Consider the following 19,269-nt stretch of genomic DNA (forward strand, 5'->3'; position numbering starts at 1 on the left):
GTGATCGAGAGCGTGAACCTGCGCGGCGCCTCGGTCACGATCAAGACCCACCACAACGTCGGCGGCCTGCCCGAGCGCATGCGCATGGGCGTGGTCGAGCCGCTGCGCGAGCTGTTCAAGGACGAGGTCCGCCGGCTCGGCGTGCTGCTGGGTCTGCCCGAGGACATGGTCTGGCGCCACCCGTTCCCCGGGCCCGGGCTCGCGGTCCGGGTCCTCGGCGAGGTGACGCCCGCGCGCTGCGATCTGCTGCGCGAGGCCGACGCGATCATCATCGAGGAGGTCCGCAAGGCCGGCCTCTACCGCGAGCTGTGGCAGGTGTTCGGCGTGCTGCTGCCGGTCCAGAGCGTCGGCGTGATGGGCGACGGCCGCACCTACGAGAGCGCGCTGGCGATCCGCGCCGTCACCAGCACCGACGCGATGACCGCCGACTGGGCCCGGCTGCCTTACGAGCTGCTGGCGACCATGAGCGCCCGCATCATCAACGAGGTCCGCGGCATCAACCGCGTCTGCTACGACATCAGCAGCAAGCCGCCCGCGACCATCGAGTGGGAGTGACGCCGGTGGCCCGACGCCGGCCGCTCGGCTAAGGTGGTGCCACCATGCGCGTCCCTCACGACGACGGCCCGCCGCCGCGGCCCCCCAAGGGCCGCAAGCGACCTGCCGAGGCCGACCCGGAGGGTGGCGCTTCGGACATGTCGCAAGAGTCAGGTCGGGCCCTCGTCACGCCCGCGGTCGCCGGCGGCGAGGCGGGCGAAGGGCAGTCGCTGCGGCCGCAGACGCTGGCCGATTACGTCGGCCAGGCCGCGCTCAAGCGCAAGCTCGAGGTGTTCGTCCGCGCCGCCCGCGGGCGCGACGAGCCGCTCGACCACACGCTCCTGCACGGCCCGCCCGGGCTCGGCAAGACGACGATGGCGCACATCCTCGCGCACGAGCTCGGCGTGCGCCTCCACCTGACCTCGGGACCAGCCATCGAGCACAAGGGCGTGCTCGCGGGTCACCTCACCGCGCTCGGCTCGCGCGACGTGCTGTTCATCGACGAGATCCACCGCCTCGCCCCCGCGGTCGAGGAGAGCCTGTACTCGGCGATGGAGGACGGCCGCATCGACCTGCCGGTCGGCGAGGGCAACCGCGCGCGCACGATCGGCTTCGAGCTGGCGCCGTTCACGCTGATCGGCGCCACCACCCGCACGGCGCTGCTCAGCGGGCCGCTGCGCGACCGGTTCCAGATCATCGAGGCGATCGAGTTCTACGGCGACGACGAGCTGGCGGCGATCGTCTGCCGCACCGCGTCGATCCTCGGCGTGCCGGTCAGCGGCGCCGCGGCGCTCGAGGTCGGTCGGCGCTCGCGCGGCACGCCGCGGATCGCCAACCGCCTGATCCGCCGCGTCCGCGACTTTGCCCAGGTCCGCGGTGCGCGGTCGATCGAGCTGGCGGACGCCAGCGCGTCGCTGCTCGAGCTCGGCATCGACAGCGAGGGGCTCGACGCGCTCGATCGCCGGCTCCTCACCATGATCGTCGAGAACTTCCGCGGCGGTCCGGTCGGCGTCGATGCCCTCGCGGCCAGCCTCGGCGAGCCGCGCGACACGCTCGAGAGCGTCGTCGAGCCGTTCCTGCTGCAGCGCGGGTTCCTGCTCCGCACCCCACGCGGCCGGATCGCCACCATCAAGGCCGCGCGCCACCTCGGGATCGAGCTGCCCGTCGGCTGGCAGGGCGCGCTCGACCTCTAGCGAGCTAGGTTCACCCCGCTGATGCCGCTGGGACCTCGACCTGGCCGACGAAGGCGACCCGCGCCGGCCCGGTCATCGTGATCGAGGCGCCGGCGCGGTCCTGACGCAGGACCAGCGGGCCCCCCGGCAGACGCACCACGACGTCGCGGCCGTGGGGCGCGAGGCCCTGGGCGATCGCGGCGGCCAGGGTGGCGCAGGCCCCCGTCCCGCAGGCCGAGGTGATCCCGCAGCCGCGCTCCCACACCCACAGCGTGATGCTGCCGTCGGCGTCGACGCGGGCGAACTCGACGTTGGTGCGCCCGGGGAACAGCGGGTCGCGCTCGACCGCCGGGCCCTCACCGCGCGCCAGCGCCTCGGGATCCTCGTCGGCGCCGACGAACGCGATCGCGTGCGGATTGCCCATCGACACCGCCGCGAACGCGCGCCCGCCGACGTTGTGCGGGCCCTGCAGCGCCGGCGGGCCCATGTCGATCGCAACCTGTCCCGAAGGGCATGTCCTGGGCTGGTACTCGCGCACGGCGCAGGCTAGCGCGCCGGCGTCGGTGTCGATCACGAGCTCGCGGGCGGACCCGGCGACCACCAGGGCGACGCAGCGGAGGCCGTTGCCGCACATCTCGGGCCGCGAGCCGTCGTGGTTGACGACGATCATCGACGCGGCGGCCTCGGGGGTGCGGGGCGGGGCGACGAGGAGGATACCGTCGCCGCCCACGCCGAGGCGCCGATCGCAGAGGGCAGGGGCCGCCGACTGCAGGCGGGCCACCAGGGTCTCCAGGACCGCCGGTGAGGCGTCACGCCGGTCGATCAGGAGGAAGTCGTTGCCGAGGCCCTCGACCTTGGCGAAGCCCGTCAGCATCGCTCAGGGCGCCTCGGCCGGCTCGGCCGCGGCCTCGGCGGCGGCAGGCGCTTCGGCCGGGGTGCCGGAGTCGGCGGCCGCAGCCGGCTCGGCCGGGGCGTCGCCCTCGGCCGCGGGAGCCTCGGCCGGCGGAGCGGCAGCCTCGCCGTCCGCGGCGGGAGCTTCGGCCGGCGGGGTGTCGCTGGCGGCCGGGGTCTCGACGGGCTGAGGCGTGGCCGCGGGGGCCGAGTAGGCGGCGAGGTTCACCGGGTTGGGGCCGATCGCCTCCCAGTTGATCTCGCCGGAGGCGTCCTCCTCGGCGGGCGCCATCTCCTCGCTGCGCTCCTGCAGGCGCTCCGAGCCGGAGTGGCTGCCGGCGTACGCGAGGAACATCGCGAAGATCATGAAGCTCCCCGCGCAAAACTGCGTAACCCTTGCCAAAACGTCGGAGCTTCCGCCGCCGCCGAAGACGCTCTGGCTGGCCCCGCCGCCGAGCGCCGTGCCCATGCCTCCGCGGCCCGCCTGCAGCAGGATGACCAGGACCATGAACAGGCAGACCAGGATGTAAACGACCGAAACGACGGTGACGATGATGTCGAACATGGGGGGTCCGGGGGTTCAGCTGGCCTCGGCGACGAGCCGCACGATCTGCAGGAAGGCTTCGGCCTCGAGCGAGGCCCCGCCGACGAGGAAGCCGTCGACGTCACCGGCGGCCATCAAGGCGGCCGCGTTTCCGGGCTTCACACTACCACCGTACAGGATCGATCTGTCAGCGCCGGCGGCGCCGTGGGTGTCGCCGAGCCAGGTCCTGATCCGGCGGTGCATCGCCCCGGCATCGCGGGCGCTCGCGGTCTTGCCGGTGCCGATGGCCCAGACCGGCTCGTAGGCGATGACGAGGCGGTCCTGAAACAGTTCAGGATCGACTTGAGCAAGTGAGGCCGAAAGCTGCGAAATGACGAAGTTTTCGTGGTCGCCGCGCTCGCGGACCTCGAGCCCCTCGCCGACGCACAGCACAACCCGCAAGCCGCCCTGGAGGGCGCACTGGACCTTGCGGGCGACGAGCTCGTCGGTCTCGCCGAAGTGGGTGCGGCGCTCGGAGTGGCCGACGATTGCGCCGTGTGCGCCGACATCGGCGAGCTGGCCGGGGCCGACCTCACCGGTGAAGGCGCCCTCCTCCTGGGCGGCGCAGTTCTGGCCGAACAGGTAGAGCGGCCCGGCCGGGCGGCTCCACGGGGCCAGGGCGTCGAGCGCGACCATCGTCGGCGCGACGCCGATTTTGGTCCGCACCGGGCCCTCGAGCAGTTCGGGCGGGAGGCCGTCGACGATCTCCGTCGCCAGCAGCTCCGCCGTGCCGCGGAACAGGTTCTGCTTCCAGTTGCCGATCGTCCAGCGAACTCGCGACACGTCAGGCGCTCCGGTTCGTGGGGAGAAGGGCATCGATGCCCGGGAGGCTGCCGGACTCGATCATCTCGAGCGAGGCGCCGCCGCCGGTGGAGATGTGACTGATCTTGTCGGCCACGCCGCTGCCCTGCAGGGCCGCGACGCTGTCGCCGCCGCCGACCACGGTAAAGCCGCCGCAATCGGCAACAGCCCTGGCGACCGCGAGGGTGCCCTCGGCAAACACCGGGTTCTCGAACAGACCCATGGGGCCGTTCCAGAACACGAGCTTGGCGCCGAGGATGGCCGCGCGGAACCGGGCCGTGGTCGCCGGGCCGATGTCGAGCGCCATCTCCTCGTCGGCGAGCGCGCCGCTCTCGACCTGGATCACGCGGGCCGTGGCGGCCTTGGTGCCGACACCGACGCGGAGGTCGGTCGGCAGCAGCACGCGCACGTCGCGGGCGCCGGCGCGGGTCAGCAGGTTCTTGCAGTCGGCGAAGCGGTCGGGCTCGAACAGCGAGGAGCCGACGCCGACCCCGGCCGCGGCGAGGAAGGTGTTGGCCATGGCGCCGCCGATCAGGATGCTGTCGCCGGGGCGCAGGCGGTCGAGGATCGCCAGCAGGACCGGCAGCTTGTCGCTGACCTTGGCGCCGCCGACGACGGTGACGAACGGGTGCTCGGGGTGGTGGATCACCCGGCCGAGCGCCTCGACCTCGGCCGCGAGCAACAGGCCGGCGGCCTTGTCGGCGACCAGCGCCGGCACGCCGACGATCGAGGCGTGGGCCCGGTGCGAGGCGCCGAAGGCGTCGTTGACGTAGGCGTCGCACAGCGAGGCCAGCGCCTGGGCGAACGCCGGGTCGTTCTTCGTCTCGCCCGGGTGCCAGCGGAGGTTCTCGAGCAGGACGATCTGCCCGGCGCGGGTGTCGTGCACGAGCTTGGTGACGCCGTCGCCGACGACCTCGTCGGGCAGCCGCACCTCGCACCCGAGCAGCTCGGCGAGGCGCGCGCCGACCGGCTCCATCGAGTACTTCGGGTCAGGTGCGCCGTCGGGCCGTCCCAGGTGCGAGCCGAGGATCAGCCGCGCTCCGCGTTCCTGCAGCTTGCGAAGGGTGGGCAGCGTGGCGCGGATCCGGGTGTCGTCGCGGACCTGGCCGTCCTTCAAGGGCACGTTGAAATCGACCCGGACGAACACCCGACGATTGCCGACGTCGAGCCGGTCGATCGTGGAGATCGCGAGCGGGTCTGCGGTAGTCGCCATGGCGGACCCATACCGACCCTCCGCGGGCAAGTCCACGCCGACACGCGTGAGTTCTCAGGGCGCAGAGAGGGGCCAGGCGAGCGACGGCGACGACCTCGGAAGTCGATTGCGTCGAGCCCGCTCACTCGGCGGCCCAGCGAGCATCCGTCGCCTCGCGGACCTGGCGAAGATCGTGGCTGACGAGCTCGAGCAGCTCCGACGACAGCGCCACGATCTGCTCCGGCGTGTAGCCTTGCTCGCGCATCTGGCGGAACAGAGAGCGGGCCAGGATGCTGAGGGCGCGTCGGTTATCGGCGCGGGATGCCCCCTCGGGCGACGGTGCTTGAGCGACTGGGATCATGCGGCGTCCTTCTCGGCCAGGCCGCCCTGCAAGCCTCGCGCAGGGTTTTTTCCATATGCCGAGAAGTCGGCGGAAGAGTCAATATTCTCCCACGGTTAGGCCAGTCACGACCGGCGGGCCGAGGCGCGGACTCGCTGCCCATGCGCACCCGGATGCGCGCCCCTCGACGACAACGTCCTCTGGGCCGCGCGCATGCTGGTGCACAGCGTGTCGCGAGCTGCACCCCGTGCGCGCACGCGCGAATCAGCCGGCGGCCGGCGTCGGCAGGTTGATCTGGCCGAAGAGGATCTTCAGGAGGACATCGAACCGCTGCCACACGTCGGGCGTCGGCTGCGAGAACGCGACGCCGACCTGATATCGCCCCTCGGTCGGCGTCAGCCACAGCACCTGCCCGAGCAGCGGCAGCGGCTCGCTCATGCCCCACTCGAAGACGAGCCGGAGATGCGCGGTGACGGTGATGCCCGCGCCGACCGGATCGCCGATCACACAGCACAGCCCGGCCTCGGTGATGTCGCGGATCCGCCCCGGGATGCGCGCGCGCCCGGTGTCGAGCTCGACGGCGAGGTCACAGACGAAGCGATCGTTGGCGGGCCGCGCGGCGGTCACGAACGCGGAGCTTATCAGAAGCGGAGCCCGGTGAGACCGGTCAGCACGGCCTCGATCTCGGCCACCCGCACCCGCCGACCGATCGCCTCCTGGCCGTCGCGGGCCGGGAGCAGGGCGATCTCGAGCAACAACTGCTGCCGCTCGAAGTACAGCTGGGTGACCGCGACCAGCACGCGCTCCCGCTCGGCCGCGGCATCGAGGGCCGCCCGAGCCGCCCGCAGCTCGTCGGGGTTGAAGATCAGCCGGCCGAGATCCCACGTCGCCCGCACCTTGGCACCCCGACCGGCGCCCAGGTCCTGCGTGAGGGCGTCGGCCGTGCCCGCGGCCTGGTCGAGCTGATAGTCGCGGTCGATGGTCTGATCGTACTCGCCCTGCACGCTGGGCAGCGCCGCGGCGGCCCGCGCCCGCGCCAGGAGCCGCCGCGCGCCGCGAGGCCCGAGCGCCAGCCGCCGCACCACCGCCTCCTGCACCTCGGCGATCGTCGGACGCGAGGGGAGGGCCTGCAGCGCCCGCTCGAGCGCGTCGGGGTCGGGCACCGGCGTGGGCGCCGGCGCCGGCGCGACCAGCAGGGCCGACAAGATGACCGAAAGGACAGCGCTCATCGGACCTGTCCTCCGCACACGATCGCCGCCACGGCCTCGCGCTCGCGCGCGGCCAGGGGCCCGTGGCTGCGCGTGGGCGGGAGGTCGCGGAGTCGAGGCCGGCGCGCGGCGTGGAGCTCCTGCCACGCGAACTGCTGCCCGACCCACCGCGCCGGGTCGAACGCGACGCCGATGCTCGCCACCACCGCGACGCTCGTGGTCGCCTCGCTCGTGACGGACACGCCGCGGCGAGCGTCGGCCTGCAGCTCGATGCGGAAGAACAGGTCGAGGCCGGTCGGCCGGCGCGGCCTGGCCAGCGCCGGCCCGCCGACGCACTGACCTGCCCCCAGCCGGCAAGGGGAGGGCGCCCAGGCCCAGCGTCCGCGGCTGTAGATCGGGACATGTCCGCCGGGACCGCAGGCGAGCGGTGCCAGACGCTCGCGCGGATCGAGCGACGGCTCGCCCGGCTGCAGCGCCGGATCGCCGCGCACGAGCAAGAACGTGCCGTCGTCTGCGCCGCGCACCACGGCCGTGGCCGCGTCGAGGAAGGCCACGCGGGCATCACGAGGATCCGGCGCGCCGGGGGGGAGGTCGACCCGCTGCCAGCAGGCGTCGTCCGGCGCGCCGCGGCCGGTGCCGTCGTCCCAGCAGATCCACAGCGCCGACTGGACGGCACCCAGCCAGGCCCGCGGCGCGGCCCGTCCGCCGTGCAGCAGCAGCGGCGGCGGATCGAGGGCGCCGGACGTCGAGAACAAGAAGAGGAAGACGAGCACAGGGGTCACACGACGAGGTCGATCGAACCGGGCCTCGTGTTGCATCGCGGCGAGAAAAAAAATCGGCCTGCAAAATTGTGCCTGCCGGCAACGACCTCTCCTCGTGCACCCCATCGTCTTCTCGCTGTCGCTCCTCCTCGCCGCGCCGCTCGAGCCGCTCGACGTCGGTCCCGGGCTCGCGCCGCCGCCTCGCGGCCCCGGCCTGCGCTTCATCGATGTCGGCCAGGGCTCGTCGTTGCTGCTCGTCGGGCGCGAGGGTCAGGCCGTGCTCGTCGACGCCGGCCCGCCTCCCGCGAGCGAGGCCATCCTCGCCGCACTGGCCGAGCACGAGGTGGCGGCCGTCGATCTCTGGATCTTCTCTCACTTCGACAACGACCACATCGGCGGCTTCGTCCGCGCGCTCGCCGGGCCCGACAACATCGCGGGTACCGAAGACGATCTCGAGCTCCGCGAGCGCTGGGATCGCGGCCTGGACGGCGCGCCGGACACCCCCGCAGCCAGGGCCTACGCCGCCGCCGAGGTCCCGCGCCGCACGGTCCGCGCCGGGGATCGCTGGGACGGCCCGGGCCTGTCGATCCGCGTCGTGCCGGCGGGCTCACCGCCCGAACGCGCGGCCGAAAACGCTCTCGGGCTGGCGCTGTGCATCGAAGTGGAAAGCCTGAGGCTGCTCGCGCCAGGCGATCTCCCAGTCGTGCAAGTCGAAGCGGCGGCGCGTGCGTGCGGCGCGGTCGACGTGTTGTGGGCCAGTCATCACGGCAGTCGAACGGGGATCTCGCAGGCCGTGTTGGCCGCTGCAGCGCCCGCGCTGGTCGTCATCTCCGCCGGCGGCGACAACTCGTACTGCCATCCCCACGCCGAGACGTTGTCTTTGCTCCATAATTATCGAATGTGGTCCACGGACCTCGCCGGGGCCTCGCCGCACGGCTCCTGTCCCGGCCTGGCGACCGCATGGGGCCGCCAACATCACGTTGCGCTGGCCGATCTGTGGTTGGCGACAGGCGAGGCCGACTGACCTCGAGTGGAACCCTGGGCTGCTCAGGCGCGCCGTGGTGCTGGCTCCGCATACGCTGTTACACTGGCGCCGCCCGTGCGGCCCTCCACCTCCCCCCAGGTCCTTCTCGGCGTCGCCCTCGTCACCGTTTCGGCCACGGGGTGCAGCGGCTGGGTCGGCTATGGTGACACCTACTACCGGCGACGCGAGACTCCGGTGGCCCACGAAGCCACCTACAGCTTCGCGCAGCCCGGCGCCGGCTGGCGTCCGCTCTCGCAAAAGGGCACGCAGGTCGCGTGGTACCATGACGGGCTCGACGCGGTCATCGTGCTCGACAGCCAGTGCGAGATGCACGGCGACAGCTCGCTGGAGCAGTTCACCGATCACCTGCGCATCGATTTTCGTGAGTGGGAGGTTCTGTCGCAGGAACGCATCACGCTGGTCCAGCGCGACGCGGTGCGCACCATCGTGCTCGCCTCCATCGACGGGGTCATCAAGACCCAGATGGAGATCGTCGTGGTGAAGAAGGACGGCTGCCTGTTCGACCTCGAGTACATCGCCCCGCCGCGCAGCTTCGAGAGCGGCCGCGGGGACTTCGCCAGGGTCGTCGGCGGTTTTGCCTACCCGGTCCGGGGCGGGTGAAGCGTGCGCGGTCCGTTCGAATACATCGGCAGAGAGCTCCGCGCCGGCATCGACTGGGCGGGCGGCATCTCGCTCCTGCTCGGGCGCTCGATGGCTCGCGGCGTTCGCCGGCCCTGGGGCATCTACGACATCTTCAGCCAGATCATCGCGCTCGGGATCCGCAGCCTCCCGCTGTCGACCCTGATGGGCGTGTTCGTCGGCATGGCGCTGACCTGGCAGTTCGGCGAGGCGCTGATGGGCTTCGGCGCCAAGAACGCCGTCGGCTCGGCGGCCGCGCTGGCGCTCGTGCGCGAGCTGGTGCCGACGCTCATGGCGCTGACCATCGGCGCCAAGATCGCGACCGGCGTCACCGCGGAGCTCGGCTCGATGAAGGTCTCCGAGCAGATCGACGCCATCGCGTCGCTCGGCGCCGACCCGCTGAAGAAGCTGGTGTGGCCGCGCCTCATCGCGTCCACCGTCACGCTGCCGCTGCTCAACGTCTACGGCAACGTGCTCGCCCTGATCGGCGGCGCCTTCATCGCCGACTTCGTGTTCGACGTCCCGGCGGAGTACTTCTACGAGACGTACATCGACGAGCTGTACCCGATGGACTACATCTCGGGCCTCGTGAAGTCGTTCACGTTCGGCCTGCTGGTCGGCCTCATCGGCTGCTATCAGGGCTTTCAGACCAAGTTCGGCACCGAGGCGGTCGGCATCTCCACCACCAACACGGTGGTCGCCACGAGCGTGGCGATCATCGTGTTCGACTTCGTGCTGACGACGATCTTCCTCCCGGTCGGGTAAGTTCGCCATGGCGCCGATCATCGAGCTCCGCAACGTCTACAAGCGCTTCGGCGACAACATCATCTACGAGGACATGAGCTTCGAGGTCGAGGCCGGCGAGACGTTTACGATCATCGGCGGCAGCGGCATGGGCAAGAGCGTGTGCCTCAAGCTGATGATCGGCCTCTTGCCCTACGACTCCGGCCACGTGCTCTACCGCGGCAAGGAGGTCGGCGACATGGACGCCGAGCAGCTCCGCGAGCTCCGTCGCAACGTGGCGATGGTGTTCCAGGGCGGCGCTCTGTTTGACTCCATGAGCGTGTTCGACAACGTCACTTACGCGCTGCGCGAACACACCAAGATGTCCGACCAGGAGATGCTCGAGCGCGCGAGGGAGTGCCTCGACATGGTGGGGCTCGGGTACGACAAGGACATCCTCTACCGGATGCCGGCCAGCCTCAGCGGCGGCATGCGCAAGCGCGCCGCGCTCGCCCGCTCGATCGCCATCAAGCCCGAGGTGATCCTGTACGATGAACCGACGACCGGCCTCGATCCGGCGAACATCCAGCGCATCGGTGCCATGATCCAGAAGCTGCAGAAGGAGCTCGGCGTCACCAGCATCGTCGTCACCCACGACATGCCGATCGCGTTCGAGCGCTCCGACCGGGTGGCGATGCTGTGGCAGCGCAAGTTCCCGTTCATCGGCACCTCCGCGGAGATCCAGCACCACCCCGCGCCCGAGGTCAGTGACTTCATCAACGGCCGCTACTACGAGGACCAGGACTGATGGCCAACCGCAAGGACGAAGCCCGCCTCAACTTGATCGTCGGCCTGTTCGTGATCGGCCTCGGTGCCGTCGGCGTGCTGTCGATCTTCATCATCGGTCAGGGCAAGGGCACCTGGAAGGAGAAGGGGCTGGTCTACGCCGACTTCCGTCAGGTCTCGGGCCTGAAGAAGGGCAGCCCGGTCCAGCTCGAAGGCATCGAGATCGGGGTGGTGCAGGACCGCGAGTTCGTCGAGCTCGAGTACCCGTGCAACCCGCTGACCGAGGACCGCGGCCGGTTCGGCCAGGAGCGCACCGACGACTGCGACCGCACCATGTTCTGCGCGCCGGAGGGCAAGTGCGCCGAGCTCGAGGCGTACTCCTTCAACAAGGACCTCCACCCGCCGTGCGAGGAGGACTCGCAGTGCCGCGAGGACGAGGTGTGCGTCACCCAGGAGTTCCGCCGCCGCTACCGGCGCGTCTCGTGGACCGGCAACACCGGCGTGTGCGACGGCTTCACCACCGACCACAAGCGCATCCGCGTGACGCTCAGCGTGTTCGCCGACAGCCTGCAGCACATCCGCGAGGACAGCCGCGCGACGGTGTCGCAGAACGGCCTGCTCGGTGACCAGCTGGTCCAGATCTCGGTCGGCCGCGGCGCGCCGATCCCCTCGGGCGGCCGGATCCAGACCACGCCGTCGCTCATCGAGGAGCTCGACAACGTCAAGGAGCGCGTCGACGGCGTGTTCGGGAAGGTCGAGGAGACCATCGGCGGCATCGCCGAGCTGGCGTCGGCGATGGGCGACGAGAAGACGATCCGCAACGTCCAGGGCCTGCTCGCCAACGTCAACGAGGTGTCGCGCCAGATCGCCGAGGGCAAGGGCCTCGTCGGCGCGCTGCTCAACGACGACCAGTACGTGCGCGACTTCGGCGCGACGCTCCGCAGCGTCCGCGACACCGCGCAGAACCTCAACGGCTTCGTCGCCAAGGCCAAGAGCAGCATGACCAAGATCGACGACAACCTGCAGCCGCTCGTCGACGACGGCCGCAAGGTGATGTCCGACGTCTCGACGGTCATCAAGGACCTGAAGGACCCGAACAACCGCAGCCTGCTCGCCAAGGTCGTCTACGACCCCAAGGGCGAGATGGTGAAGGACCTCGAGGAGACGCTCGACAACGTCAGCAAGGTCGTCTCTACCATCGAGAAGGGCGACGGCACCCTCGGCAAGCTGCTCAAGGACCCCAAGGCCTACGACGACCTGGTCAAGATCCTCGGCAACATCGAGCGCAACAACACCATCAAGAAGCTGGTGCGCTTCGTCGTCGAGAAGGACGAGGCGGCCAGCTCGGCGGCGCCGACGGCCAAGCCGAAGTGAGGGGCGATGACCGGAAGGACATGGCGTCAGGGCCATGTCCCTCAGGTCATGTGCGAGAAGCCAGCGAGGGCGCGACGGTGTGGTCGATGAAGCCGGCGATCTCGTCGGCGACCTCGAGCGGGAACTCGGCCGGCAGGGCGTGCGTGGCGGCCGGGTAGACCTTCCACTGGGCGCGCGGGATCTGGGCCACGAGGGCCCGCATCGTCGCCAGCGGCACGAAGTTGTCGCGCGCGCCGGCGACGACCAGCGTGGGCACGGCGATGGTCGGCAGGACGTCGGCGGCGCTGTGGCGCTGCGCCTCGTCGACGACCGCCAGGAACAGCTCGGGGTTCATCGCCGCGATGCCGCGCATGTAGAGCTCGAGGTCCGCGACCTCGATGCGCTCGGCGTTGACCTGTCCGCTGCGCAAGCTGAGCTCGCGCGAGAGCGGGGAGGGCAGCCATTTCCGCCACGTCCGTGTCGTGACGTCGCGAGCGATCCGCGTCGCCGCGAGGGCGAGCGGGAGCAGGCGGCGGAAGTTCTGCGTGCCCTGGAAGCTGTCGAGCACGCGACCGCTCGGGCCGGCCAGCGAGAGCAGGCCGGCGACGCGGTCGCGGTGGCGGCGGTACAGCTCCAGGGCCACGGGGAAGCCCATGGAGAAGCCGACGGCGACGACCGAGCCGATCCCGAGGTGGTCACAGGCCGCGGCGGCGTCGTCCGCCAGCGTGGGGATGCTGAGTCGCCACGGCCGAGGTGGGTCGGGCGACTGTCCGTGACCGCGATAGTGCATGAGAACGACGCGCCGCTGCTCACTGAGCAGCGGCACGATGCGTTCAAAAGCCCATCCTGCGCAGCCGAGGCCGTCCAGGATGAGGATCGCGGGTGGGGCAGCGTCCTTCGGGCCGCTGACGAAGAGGCGGACCGAAGCACCGTCGTCGCGCCGGAGGCGAAGCGCGAGCGGTCCGGCCGCCAGGGGATCGGGGGAGCGGCTACTCGTTCCGCCCGCGCTCGTCATCCGGGGCGTCATCCGCGAGCTCGTTGACGCTGGGGTACTTCATGATGTCCTTGCGCGCGATCTTCCAGGCCTTCTGGACGATCCACGAAAGCGAGCGGTCCTGGCGGTTAGCCTCCTCCTGGATCTCCTTTAGCATCTGTTCGGGGAAATAGAGAGACTGCTTGCGCTTGTCCGAGCTAGCCATGCCGATGTGGTCTCCGCTGGTGAAAATCGCGGAATTTAGGTAGGCTTCGCGGCGTTTGGCTGTCAACCGCGAGCATGACGCCGACCACGGCGCGCCGGGGACGAACGAGGGGACAGGTCCAGAGGTTCAGGGCGCCCTCGCCGCCCGCGATTTGCGCGGTTTCGGGCAGCTTTTGGCCGGTCCGGGACAGGGTTCAGGCCGACCGGACTCGACCGTGGACGATGCTGCGACGGGCGAGGCGGAGACCGGGACGGACGGCCGTTCTGCGCGTGCGCAGGCGCGGCGGGAACAGCGTCGCGGGCTCATCCTGGCCGCCGCCACGCAGGTGTTCAAGGAGAAGGGCTACCACGCGACGTCGGTCGGCGACATCATCGACGCCGCCCGGATCGCGCGCGGGACTTTCTATCTCTACTTCACGAGCAAGCGTGAGATCTTCGCCGCTCTCTCGGCGGGGTTTTTGGCGGTCATTCGCGGCAGCGTCCGCAAGATCTCGCTCGACCCGGCGGAGGGCGAACCGCTCTCCCAGATGCGCGCCAACTTTCGGCGTGTGATCCACACCGTGCTCGAGCACGAAGATCTCGCGACGATCGTCCTCCGCGACGATGCGCTCGACGCCGAGGCGCGAGCCCAGCTCGACCTCTTCTACGAGCAGGTGATCGGTCTCATCGGACAGGCGGTCCGCGTCGGCCATCGCCTCGGGATCGCCCGCGAGTGCGACGAGACGATCATCGCCGTCAGCGCGCTCGGTGCCCTCAAAGAGATCCTCACTCGGATGTTGGCGGCGAGCCGGCGTGCGAGCTCGAACGCGCCCAGTGCGCTCAAGGCCGTGGGCGACCAACCAGGCGAGCCGGGGGCCGCTGTCGTGAAGGGCGGCGCGGGCGATGTCGCTACCGGCGACGCGGCGCCGGCCACGCCCTTCGCCGATCCGGATCGGCTCGCCGACGAACTCCTCAGCTTCTTTGTCCGCGGGGTGTTTACCCAGGACACCCGCTGAGCTACCCTGCCGCCCCCATCTCGAAGTCCGCCCTGGACAACCCGCGAGCCCGGGCGCCACACTGCCTAACCGGGGATCTCTTCGGTGCGCACCCCAGAGAGGACGGAGTCGTCACGATGGCTTTGACGAAAGCTCAGAACGAGAAGTTCCGCGCGATGCTGATCGAGCGGAGGAACGCCCTCATCAGTCAGGCGCAGCGAACGCTCGAGAGCGACATGGTGTTGTCGCCCGACGATCGCTTCGACGAGGTCGACCAGGCGTCCAGCGAGTACATGCAGGCCTTCAGCTTCCGCCTGCGTGGCCGCGAGAAGTTCCTGATGGAGAAGATCGACCTGGCGCTCCGCAAGATCGACCAGAACACCTACGGCACCTGCGAGGAGTGCGAGGAGCCGATCTCGCTCAAGCGCCTGCAAGCACGGCCGGAGACCCCGCTGTGCATCCAGTGTAAAGAGGCGCAAGAGAAGGAAGAGGCGGTCTACGCCGAAGAGTGACCCGCGGCGATGGCTCCCGAGCTCTTCACCCTCCCGGGTCTCGGGTGGGCCATCACGCCGTACGGGCTCGCGGTCGCCGTCGCCCTGGTGACCTCGTGGTTGGTCGCGCTGATCCTGGCGCGCCGCGACAAGCTGCCGACCGAGGTCCTCGGCACGGTGTTCGTGCTGTCGGCGATCTTCGGCCTGCTCGTGGCGCGCGCCGGTTACCTGCTGCAGCAGGGGCAGGCGCTCGAGCTGAGCCACCTGCGATCGCTGCCGGCCGGCGGCCTGGCGGTGTTCGGCGGGCTGTTCGCGGCGCTGGCGGTGGCGGCGATCGGCTGCCGCCGCTTCCGCGTGCCGACGCTGGCCTGGCTCGACTGCTGGGCGCCCGCGGTCGCGCTCGGCGGGGCGATCGAGCGCGTCGGGGCGTTCTTCGCCGGGGCCGACTTCGGCATGTACGTCGGGCCAGGTGACTCGGGACATGTCCTCAGCGTCACGTACCCGGAGGGCTCGCCGGCGTTCATGCTGCACACCGCGGCGTTCCCCGGGCTGCCCGGGCTGACCGAGACGGCGTCGGCGCCGGTCCATCCGGTCCAGCTGTACCTGGCGGCCACCTGCGCCGTGGCGCTCCTGGTCGGGCTGTGGCTGCGGCGGCGCCGGCGGTTCTCGGGCCAGGCGTTCCTCGCGGTCGCGGCGGTGTTCCTGCTCGGGCGGGCGGTGCTGTTCGAGCCGCTGCGCTTCGACGCGTCGCCGCTGGTGCTCGGACCGCTGCGGGTGCAACAGGTCTCGGGCCTCGGGCTGCTGCTGGTGAGCGCGATCGCGTGGCGCATGCTGGCGGCGCGAGCGGCGGCGCGGCCGGGCGAGGCGCGGCAGTGGGAGGGCGGGCCGTGGACGCCGGGGGCGTGACGCGACCGGTGCCCGTCCCGGTGGTGGTGATCCACGGGGCGCTGCGCTCCCGCGTGGGCCTGTGGCCGGTGGTCCGTTACCTGCAAAACCGCGGCTTCCAGGCGGCGGCGTTCGGCTACGCGACCCGCAGCGACAGCCTCGAGCGCCACGCGGAGCGGCTCGAGGAGTTCATCGCCACCTGGCTCGAAGGACAGAAGGTGCCGACGCTCGGGATCCTGACCCACAGCATGGGCGGGCTGGTCGCGCGGGCCTACCTCGCGCGCCCGGGCGCGGGCGAGCAGGCGCACCGCCAGCGGGTCGCCATGCTGGCGCCGCCGAACCAGGGCGCGGCGCTGGCCGCTCGCCTGCGCGGGTTCAAGCCGTTCCGCTGGCTGTACGGCGCTGCCGCCGAGGTGCTGCAGCCGGATCGCGCGGCCCTGATGCCGCCGCCGCCCACCAGCGCGCAGGTGCTGATCCTCGCCGGCGGCAAGCGCAAGGGCGACCGCGGCTACTCGCGCTGGATCGCCGGCAACAACGACGGGCTGGTCGGCGTCGCCGAGACCGCGCTGCCGGGGATCGATCCGGAGCTGGTCGGCGGGGCGCACAGCGTGCTGCAGTGGCGCCCGGCGGTGCTGGCCCGCGCGGCCGCGTTCCTGGCCGCCAGCGAGTGATGCCAGTGGCCGGAAGGACATGTCGAGCTGGACATGTTCCGGAAGACATGCCCGGCGCCCTCGGGCGGAGCGGCCCTTCGGCATGTCACTCGGGACATGTTCGGGCCGACAGGTCCGATCACATCGGCTCGGGCGGAGCGCAGGTGGAGACGCCGGCGCCGACGATGCGGATCGGCGCCTCGCTCAGCAGGGTGAGCGCCTGGCCGCCGCCGTCGCTGTCGTCGTAGTCGAGGTGCCAGACCTCGCTGTTGGTGACGATGTCGCCGTGCGAGGTGAACAGGTAGAAGTCGCCGCCCCACCACGCGAACGCGAACGCGCTGTCGCTCTGCACACCGGGCAGGGGCAGCACGTCGAGGGCCTCGCCGGTGAGCTTGTCGTACTCGGTGAGCAGCGGCGGCGCCGAGCCCTGGAAGGCGAACAGCCGCCCGGTTCCCGTGCCGGTGAGCTCGCCCCAGGCGTAGTCGATGCTGGCGATCGTCGACAGCTCGAGGGTCTGCGGATCGATGACGCCGAGCGCACCCACGTCGGGGCCCTGCAGGTCGGGGGCGATGCCGGAGTGGGCGTAGAGCTTGTCACACGGGTCCTGCATGCTGTTGGCGACGAACGCCATGCCGAATTGCGGGAACAGCGGGTTGCCGGGGGTGAAGCCGGGGTCGAGGCATTTCACGGGATCGCTGGCGTCGTTGAGATCGACGGTGTAGAGGTCGCCGTTCCAGTACTGAATCCACGCGCGACCCTTGCGGCTCACGCCCATCGAGTAGGTGTCGGTCATGCCGCCGCAATCGATGTCGGCGATGAAGGCGAAGGCGCCCGACTTCGGATCGAAGCTCCACAGCGAGCCGACATCGGAGAGCACGTAGACGAGTTCGGTGCCCGCCGCGCACGGACAGCCGGCCTCGGGGTCGTTGTCGGCGCCCGTCATCTCGATGCCGGTGGTGGTCGGCTGATCGCCGCCCTCCCATCCTCCGTCGTCGCCGGGCCAGACGGTGGTGCCGTCGGTGGCCGAGATGAAGCCCCCGGCGTCGGCGTCGTCGTCGTCGTCGCTGCCCTCGGCGCCGCCGTCGTCGCCGAACAGGCCGAACGGGCAGGCTGGCAGGAGGGTGACGGGGACGAGGAGGCTAAGGAGGCGGAAGCTGCGCATGATCAGGACGATAGCGAAGATCGCCGCGCGAGCCCGTGTTCGTCCGGCTGCGCCGCTTCAGCGAGGTTTTCCACCGAGCCGCGGAGGCACGCGGGCGGAGGCTCCGGCTCGCGCGCGACGGCCGGCCACGGGGCCGCAATCGCCGGCGCGCGCGAGGAGTGAGACCGGCGAGATCGACCCACCGGCGCGCTCGAGTTCCGGAGATGTCCGGTCGTGGCGCGTGACGATCACGAGCGCCTCCTCCGCCTGTGCCAAGAGCCAGGCGCGGATCTTCGAGCCCATGTGACCCATGGCACCTGGCCTTACCGTGCTGGCGCTTGGGGCATGCCTGAAGGTTCTGGTGCGCGATCAGGCTCTTGGGCGCGGTCCCGAAGGACAGGTCCCTGAGTTCCTGTCGCTGGGGCCGGATTCCCCCATGAGTTATCTCCAAAGGGTGACTGTTCTAAGCGCCAGGAATCATGTGTCATGGTCTGGCTCTCCCAACCACCAACGATGAGCGACGGGACCATGAACGAGAACGAAGTTGCACAAGAGATCGGCAAGCGGATCCGCCAGTGGCGACTCAATACGCCGCCGCCCAAGACCCGCCGCAAGCGGCAGAACGAGACGGGCTGGCGCCCGCACATGACGATCGAGGAGCTCGCCAAGGCCACCGGCCTGACGGTCACGACCGTCAACAAGCTCGAGCTCGGGTACAAGGCGCCGCGGATCGAGTCGTTGCTGCTGCTCTCGCAGGCCTTCGGTTGCGATCCCAGCGAGCTCCTGCCCAAGACCAAGCACCGCAACAGCGGCAAGTCCGAGCTGCTCAACGAGCTCGCGGCCGCCGCTAATCAGCTGGGCGCGAAGCAGCTCCGCGAGCTCATCAAGCAGGCCCGCGGGATGGAGCCGGGCTGAGCCTCCCGGCGCGCGCGGCCGGCGAACCGCCGCTCCTTCAGGCTCCCCGTACAGACCTTCTGTGCGGGACAGACCAGAGCCGCAGGGACCGGCGGTGCGCTCGCCCATCGCGCACCGAGGAGACAGCGCAAGGACAAGACAAGCGCTGCAAGTAGGGGGTTGCGGTCGGGAACAAGGAAGGCTATAAGGCGCCTCCACCCGCTGCGGGCGCGTAACTCAGCGGTAGAGTGCCACCTTCACACGGTGGAAGCCATAGGTTCGAACCCTATCGCGCCCACAAGTCAATCAGCCGAGTTCATGGCCCGAGAGCCGCCGCGAGGCGGCTCTCGTCGTTTGGTCGCCCGTCGTGTCCGGCGTCGGTCAACGGCGGCGAGCCATGGCGTCGGCCCGCGCCTCGATCGCGTCCCTGGCCTCCCTGAGACCGACGCCGGTGACCTCGCGGTAGCGCTTGATCGCCAGGATCTTCTGGTTCGAGCGCAACAACTGCTCGAGCTCGGCCTCGAAGGCCGAGAGCGCCGGCCCGCTCGCCTGCGTGAACTCCCAGCGCAGCGCCTCGACGGCGGCGCGCGCGGCGAGCAGGGTGCCGCCGTGACGCGCGCGGTGGCGGCGAATGGCCTCGATGGTGGCGCCGTGGCGGACGAGCTCGCGGATGTCAGCGTCGGTCACGCGACGATCCTACGCGCGCCGGCGTCGCCGGAGGAGGAAAACCACCGCGAGGCCGAGCGGGGCCGCCGCGAGGACCAGCCACGGCCAGCGCGGGCGCAACGGCGCAGCGGCGGGAGCGGCGACCGCCGGCGCGGCGGGGGGCGAGGCGGCGGTCGTCGGCTCGGGCCGGCGGATCGTCAGCGCGGATCTGCGCCGGTGGGCGACGAAGTCGAACTCGGGGATGCCTGTCCCCGAGGACATGTCCTGAAAGACGACGTGACCGACCAGCCGGTGGCCGGGGGCGAGGCGGGCGAGCAGCGGCAGACGGACGGTGAAGGCCTCGATCGCGGCGGGGCAGGTGAA

General features: G+C 70.8%; 23 protein-coding genes, 1 tRNA gene and 2 pseudogenes. 13 read left to right on the forward strand and 13 right to left on the reverse strand.

Annotated features, from left to right (window positions below):
* Positions 1 to 555 (forward strand): annotated as a pseudogene (locus K7C98_RS27615) (glutamine-hydrolyzing GMP synthase); the annotation flags it as partial.
* Between the two features lie 44 nt (positions 556 to 599).
* Entirely contained in the window at positions 600 to 1,727 is a 1,128-nt protein-coding gene (gene ruvB, locus K7C98_RS27620; protein WP_276572707.1) for a Holliday junction branch migration DNA helicase RuvB, read from the forward strand.
* A 10-nt stretch (positions 1,728 to 1,737) separates the two neighbouring features.
* Here the strand turns inward: ruvB and dapF are convergent, their stop codons facing one another.
* The 8 genes from dapF to K7C98_RS27655 all read right to left on the reverse strand — a co-directional run bounded on the left by dapF (position 1,738) and on the right by K7C98_RS27655 (position 7,503).
* Complete coding sequence (gene dapF, locus K7C98_RS27625) at positions 1,738 to 2,580, reverse strand: diaminopimelate epimerase (RefSeq protein ID WP_224194778.1); 843 nt, start codon at positions 2,578 to 2,580, stop codon at positions 1,738 to 1,740.
* A gap of 3 nt (positions 2,581 to 2,583) precedes the next feature.
* Positions 2,584 to 3,162 (reverse strand): preprotein translocase subunit SecG, encoded by a 579-nt coding sequence (gene secG, locus K7C98_RS27630; protein ID WP_224194779.1) that lies wholly within the window; start codon positions 3,160 to 3,162, stop codon positions 2,584 to 2,586.
* 15 nt (positions 3,163 to 3,177) lie between these two features.
* Positions 3,178 to 3,963: a triose-phosphate isomerase gene (gene tpiA / locus K7C98_RS27635; protein ID WP_224194780.1), complete on the reverse strand. Its 786-nt coding sequence runs from the start codon at positions 3,961 to 3,963 to the stop codon at positions 3,178 to 3,180.
* Between the two features lies 1 nt (position 3,964).
* Positions 3,965 to 5,194 (reverse strand): phosphoglycerate kinase, encoded by a 1,230-nt coding sequence (locus K7C98_RS27640; protein ID WP_224194781.1) that lies wholly within the window; start codon positions 5,192 to 5,194, stop codon positions 3,965 to 3,967.
* 121 nt (positions 5,195 to 5,315) lie between these two features.
* Positions 5,316 to 5,438, reverse strand: coding sequence for a hypothetical protein (locus K7C98_RS43965; protein ID WP_256253997.1), 123 nt, complete (start codon positions 5,436 to 5,438; stop codon positions 5,316 to 5,318).
* A 339-nt stretch (positions 5,439 to 5,777) separates the two neighbouring features.
* Positions 5,778 to 6,140 (reverse strand): PilZ domain-containing protein, encoded by a 363-nt coding sequence (locus K7C98_RS27645; protein ID WP_224194782.1) that lies wholly within the window; start codon positions 6,138 to 6,140, stop codon positions 5,778 to 5,780.
* Positions 6,141 to 6,154: 14 nt separating this feature from the next.
* Positions 6,155 to 6,742 carry a hypothetical protein gene (locus K7C98_RS27650; protein ID WP_224194783.1) on the reverse strand — a complete coding sequence of 196 codons (588 nt, stop codon included), beginning with the start codon at positions 6,740 to 6,742 and terminating at the stop codon, positions 6,155 to 6,157.
* Positions 6,739 to 7,503 carry a hypothetical protein gene (locus tag K7C98_RS27655; protein WP_224194784.1) on the reverse strand — a complete coding sequence of 255 codons (765 nt, stop codon included), beginning with the start codon at positions 7,501 to 7,503 and terminating at the stop codon, positions 6,739 to 6,741. The genes K7C98_RS27650 and K7C98_RS27655 overlap by 4 nt, the downstream gene beginning before the upstream one ends.
* Positions 7,504 to 7,597: 94 nt before the next feature.
* Here K7C98_RS27655 and K7C98_RS27660 point away from each other — a divergent pair, with 94 nt between their 5' ends.
* The 5 genes from K7C98_RS27660 to K7C98_RS27680 all read left to right on the forward strand — a co-directional run bounded on the left by K7C98_RS27660 (position 7,598) and on the right by K7C98_RS27680 (position 12,028).
* Entirely contained in the window at positions 7,598 to 8,506 is a 909-nt protein-coding gene (locus K7C98_RS27660; RefSeq protein WP_224194785.1) for a ComEC/Rec2 family competence protein, read from the forward strand.
* Between the two features lie 75 nt (positions 8,507 to 8,581).
* Positions 8,582 to 9,127, forward strand: coding sequence for a hypothetical protein (locus tag K7C98_RS27665; RefSeq protein ID WP_224194786.1), 546 nt, complete (start codon positions 8,582 to 8,584; stop codon positions 9,125 to 9,127).
* Positions 9,128 to 9,130: 3 nt separating this feature from the next.
* Positions 9,131 to 9,910, forward strand: coding sequence for an MlaE family ABC transporter permease (locus tag K7C98_RS27670; RefSeq protein ID WP_224194787.1), 780 nt, complete (start codon positions 9,131 to 9,133; stop codon positions 9,908 to 9,910).
* Between the two features lie 7 nt (positions 9,911 to 9,917).
* Positions 9,918 to 10,676 (forward strand): ABC transporter ATP-binding protein, encoded by a 759-nt coding sequence (locus K7C98_RS27675; RefSeq protein WP_224194788.1) that lies wholly within the window; start codon positions 9,918 to 9,920, stop codon positions 10,674 to 10,676.
* Entirely contained in the window at positions 10,676 to 12,028 is a 1,353-nt protein-coding gene (locus tag K7C98_RS27680; RefSeq protein WP_224194789.1) for an MlaD family protein, read from the forward strand. Before K7C98_RS27675 ends, K7C98_RS27680 begins: the two co-directional genes overlap by 1 nt.
* A 46-nt stretch (positions 12,029 to 12,074) precedes the next feature.
* On the opposite strand, the gene K7C98_RS27685 is transcribed toward K7C98_RS27680, so the two are convergent.
* The gene (locus K7C98_RS27685; protein ID WP_346660306.1) at positions 12,075 to 13,034 is read right to left on the reverse strand and encodes an alpha/beta fold hydrolase; all 960 of its coding nucleotides are present in this window, start codon (positions 13,032 to 13,034) and stop codon (positions 12,075 to 12,077) included.
* A complete protein-coding gene (locus tag K7C98_RS27690) occupies positions 12,997 to 13,206 on the reverse strand; it encodes a TIGR04563 family protein (protein WP_096334150.1) in 210 nt (69 codons plus the stop codon). The genes K7C98_RS27685 and K7C98_RS27690 overlap by 38 nt, the downstream gene beginning before the upstream one ends.
* Before the next feature lie 55 nt (positions 13,207 to 13,261).
* Here K7C98_RS27690 and K7C98_RS27695 point away from each other — a divergent pair, with 55 nt between their 5' ends.
* From K7C98_RS27695 to K7C98_RS27710, 4 genes are all read left to right on the forward strand, one after another.
* The gene (locus tag K7C98_RS27695) at positions 13,262 to 14,200 is read left to right on the forward strand and encodes a TetR/AcrR family transcriptional regulator (protein WP_224194791.1); all 939 of its coding nucleotides are present in this window, start codon (positions 13,262 to 13,264) and stop codon (positions 14,198 to 14,200) included.
* A 116-nt stretch (positions 14,201 to 14,316) separates the two neighbouring features.
* Positions 14,317 to 14,691 (forward strand): TraR/DksA family transcriptional regulator, encoded by a 375-nt coding sequence (locus K7C98_RS27700; protein WP_096334152.1) that lies wholly within the window; start codon positions 14,317 to 14,319, stop codon positions 14,689 to 14,691.
* A 9-nt stretch (positions 14,692 to 14,700) separates the two neighbouring features.
* Positions 14,701 to 15,576, forward strand: coding sequence for a prolipoprotein diacylglyceryl transferase (locus K7C98_RS27705; RefSeq protein WP_224194792.1), 876 nt, complete (start codon positions 14,701 to 14,703; stop codon positions 15,574 to 15,576).
* The gene (locus K7C98_RS27710; RefSeq protein ID WP_224194793.1) at positions 15,558 to 16,226 is read left to right on the forward strand and encodes an esterase/lipase family protein; all 669 of its coding nucleotides are present in this window, start codon (positions 15,558 to 15,560) and stop codon (positions 16,224 to 16,226) included. Before K7C98_RS27705 ends, K7C98_RS27710 begins: the two co-directional genes overlap by 19 nt.
* A 118-nt stretch (positions 16,227 to 16,344) precedes the next feature.
* Here the strand turns inward: K7C98_RS27710 and K7C98_RS27715 are convergent, their stop codons facing one another.
* Positions 16,345 to 17,367 (reverse strand): hypothetical protein, encoded by a 1,023-nt coding sequence (locus K7C98_RS27715; protein WP_224194794.1) that lies wholly within the window; start codon positions 17,365 to 17,367, stop codon positions 16,345 to 16,347.
* A 492-nt stretch (positions 17,368 to 17,859) separates the two neighbouring features.
* Here K7C98_RS27715 and K7C98_RS27720 point away from each other — a divergent pair, with 492 nt between their 5' ends.
* Both K7C98_RS27720 and K7C98_RS27725 read left to right on the forward strand, forming a co-directional pair.
* A complete protein-coding gene (locus tag K7C98_RS27720; protein ID WP_224194795.1) occupies positions 17,860 to 18,261 on the forward strand; it encodes a helix-turn-helix domain-containing protein in 402 nt (133 codons plus the stop codon).
* Positions 18,262 to 18,466: 205 nt separating this feature from the next.
* Positions 18,467 to 18,538, forward strand: a tRNA-Val gene (locus K7C98_RS27725).
* Between the two features lie 83 nt (positions 18,539 to 18,621).
* On the opposite strand, the gene K7C98_RS27730 is transcribed toward K7C98_RS27725, so the two are convergent.
* Together K7C98_RS27730 and K7C98_RS27735 are read right to left on the reverse strand one after the other, a co-directional pair.
* Entirely contained in the window at positions 18,622 to 18,927 is a 306-nt protein-coding gene (locus tag K7C98_RS27730) for a hypothetical protein (protein ID WP_224194796.1), read from the reverse strand.
* 9 nt (positions 18,928 to 18,936) lie between these two features.
* Positions 18,937 to 19,269: pseudogene (locus tag K7C98_RS27735) on the reverse strand (hypothetical protein); the annotation flags it as partial.

This window comes from Nannocystis pusilla, assembly GCF_020073745.1.
GTDB lineage: Bacteria > Myxococcota_A > Polyangia > Nannocystales > Nannocystaceae > Nannocystis > Nannocystis radixulma.

Excerpts from the sequence above, each read along its gene's own strand:
- ruvB (WP_276572707.1), top strand. The coding sequence starts at position 600 with ATGCGCGTCCCTCACGACGACGGCCCGCCGCCGCGGCCCCCCAAGGGC.
- dapF (WP_224194778.1), bottom strand. The coding sequence starts at position 2,580 with ATGCTGACGGGCTTCGCCAAGGTCGAGGGCCTCGGCAACGACTTCCTC.
- secG (WP_224194779.1), bottom strand. The coding sequence starts at position 3,162 with ATGTTCGACATCATCGTCACCGTCGTTTCGGTCGTTTACATCCTGGTC.
- K7C98_RS27640 (WP_224194781.1), bottom strand. The coding sequence starts at position 5,194 with ATGGCGACTACCGCAGACCCGCTCGCGATCTCCACGATCGACCGGCTC.
- K7C98_RS43965 (WP_256253997.1), bottom strand. The coding sequence starts at position 5,438 with ATGCGCGAGCAAGGCTACACGCCGGAGCAGATCGTGGCGCTGTCGTCG.
- K7C98_RS27650 (WP_224194783.1), bottom strand. The coding sequence starts at position 6,742 with ATGAGCGCTGTCCTTTCGGTCATCTTGTCGGCCCTGCTGGTCGCGCCG.
- K7C98_RS27675 (WP_224194788.1), top strand. The coding sequence starts at position 9,918 with ATGGCGCCGATCATCGAGCTCCGCAACGTCTACAAGCGCTTCGGCGAC.
- K7C98_RS27680 (WP_224194789.1), top strand. The coding sequence starts at position 10,676 with ATGGCCAACCGCAAGGACGAAGCCCGCCTCAACTTGATCGTCGGCCTG.
- K7C98_RS27685 (WP_346660306.1), bottom strand. The coding sequence starts at position 13,034 with ATGACGCCCCGGATGACGAGCGCGGGCGGAACGAGTAGCCGCTCCCCC.
- K7C98_RS27690 (WP_096334150.1), bottom strand. The coding sequence starts at position 13,206 with ATGGCTAGCTCGGACAAGCGCAAGCAGTCTCTCTATTTCCCCGAACAG.
- K7C98_RS27700 (WP_096334152.1), top strand. The coding sequence starts at position 14,317 with ATGGCTTTGACGAAAGCTCAGAACGAGAAGTTCCGCGCGATGCTGATC.
- K7C98_RS27705 (WP_224194792.1), top strand. The coding sequence starts at position 14,701 with ATGGCTCCCGAGCTCTTCACCCTCCCGGGTCTCGGGTGGGCCATCACG.
- K7C98_RS27715 (WP_224194794.1), bottom strand. The coding sequence starts at position 17,367 with ATGCGCAGCTTCCGCCTCCTTAGCCTCCTCGTCCCCGTCACCCTCCTG.
- K7C98_RS27720 (WP_224194795.1), top strand. The coding sequence starts at position 17,860 with ATGAGCGACGGGACCATGAACGAGAACGAAGTTGCACAAGAGATCGGC.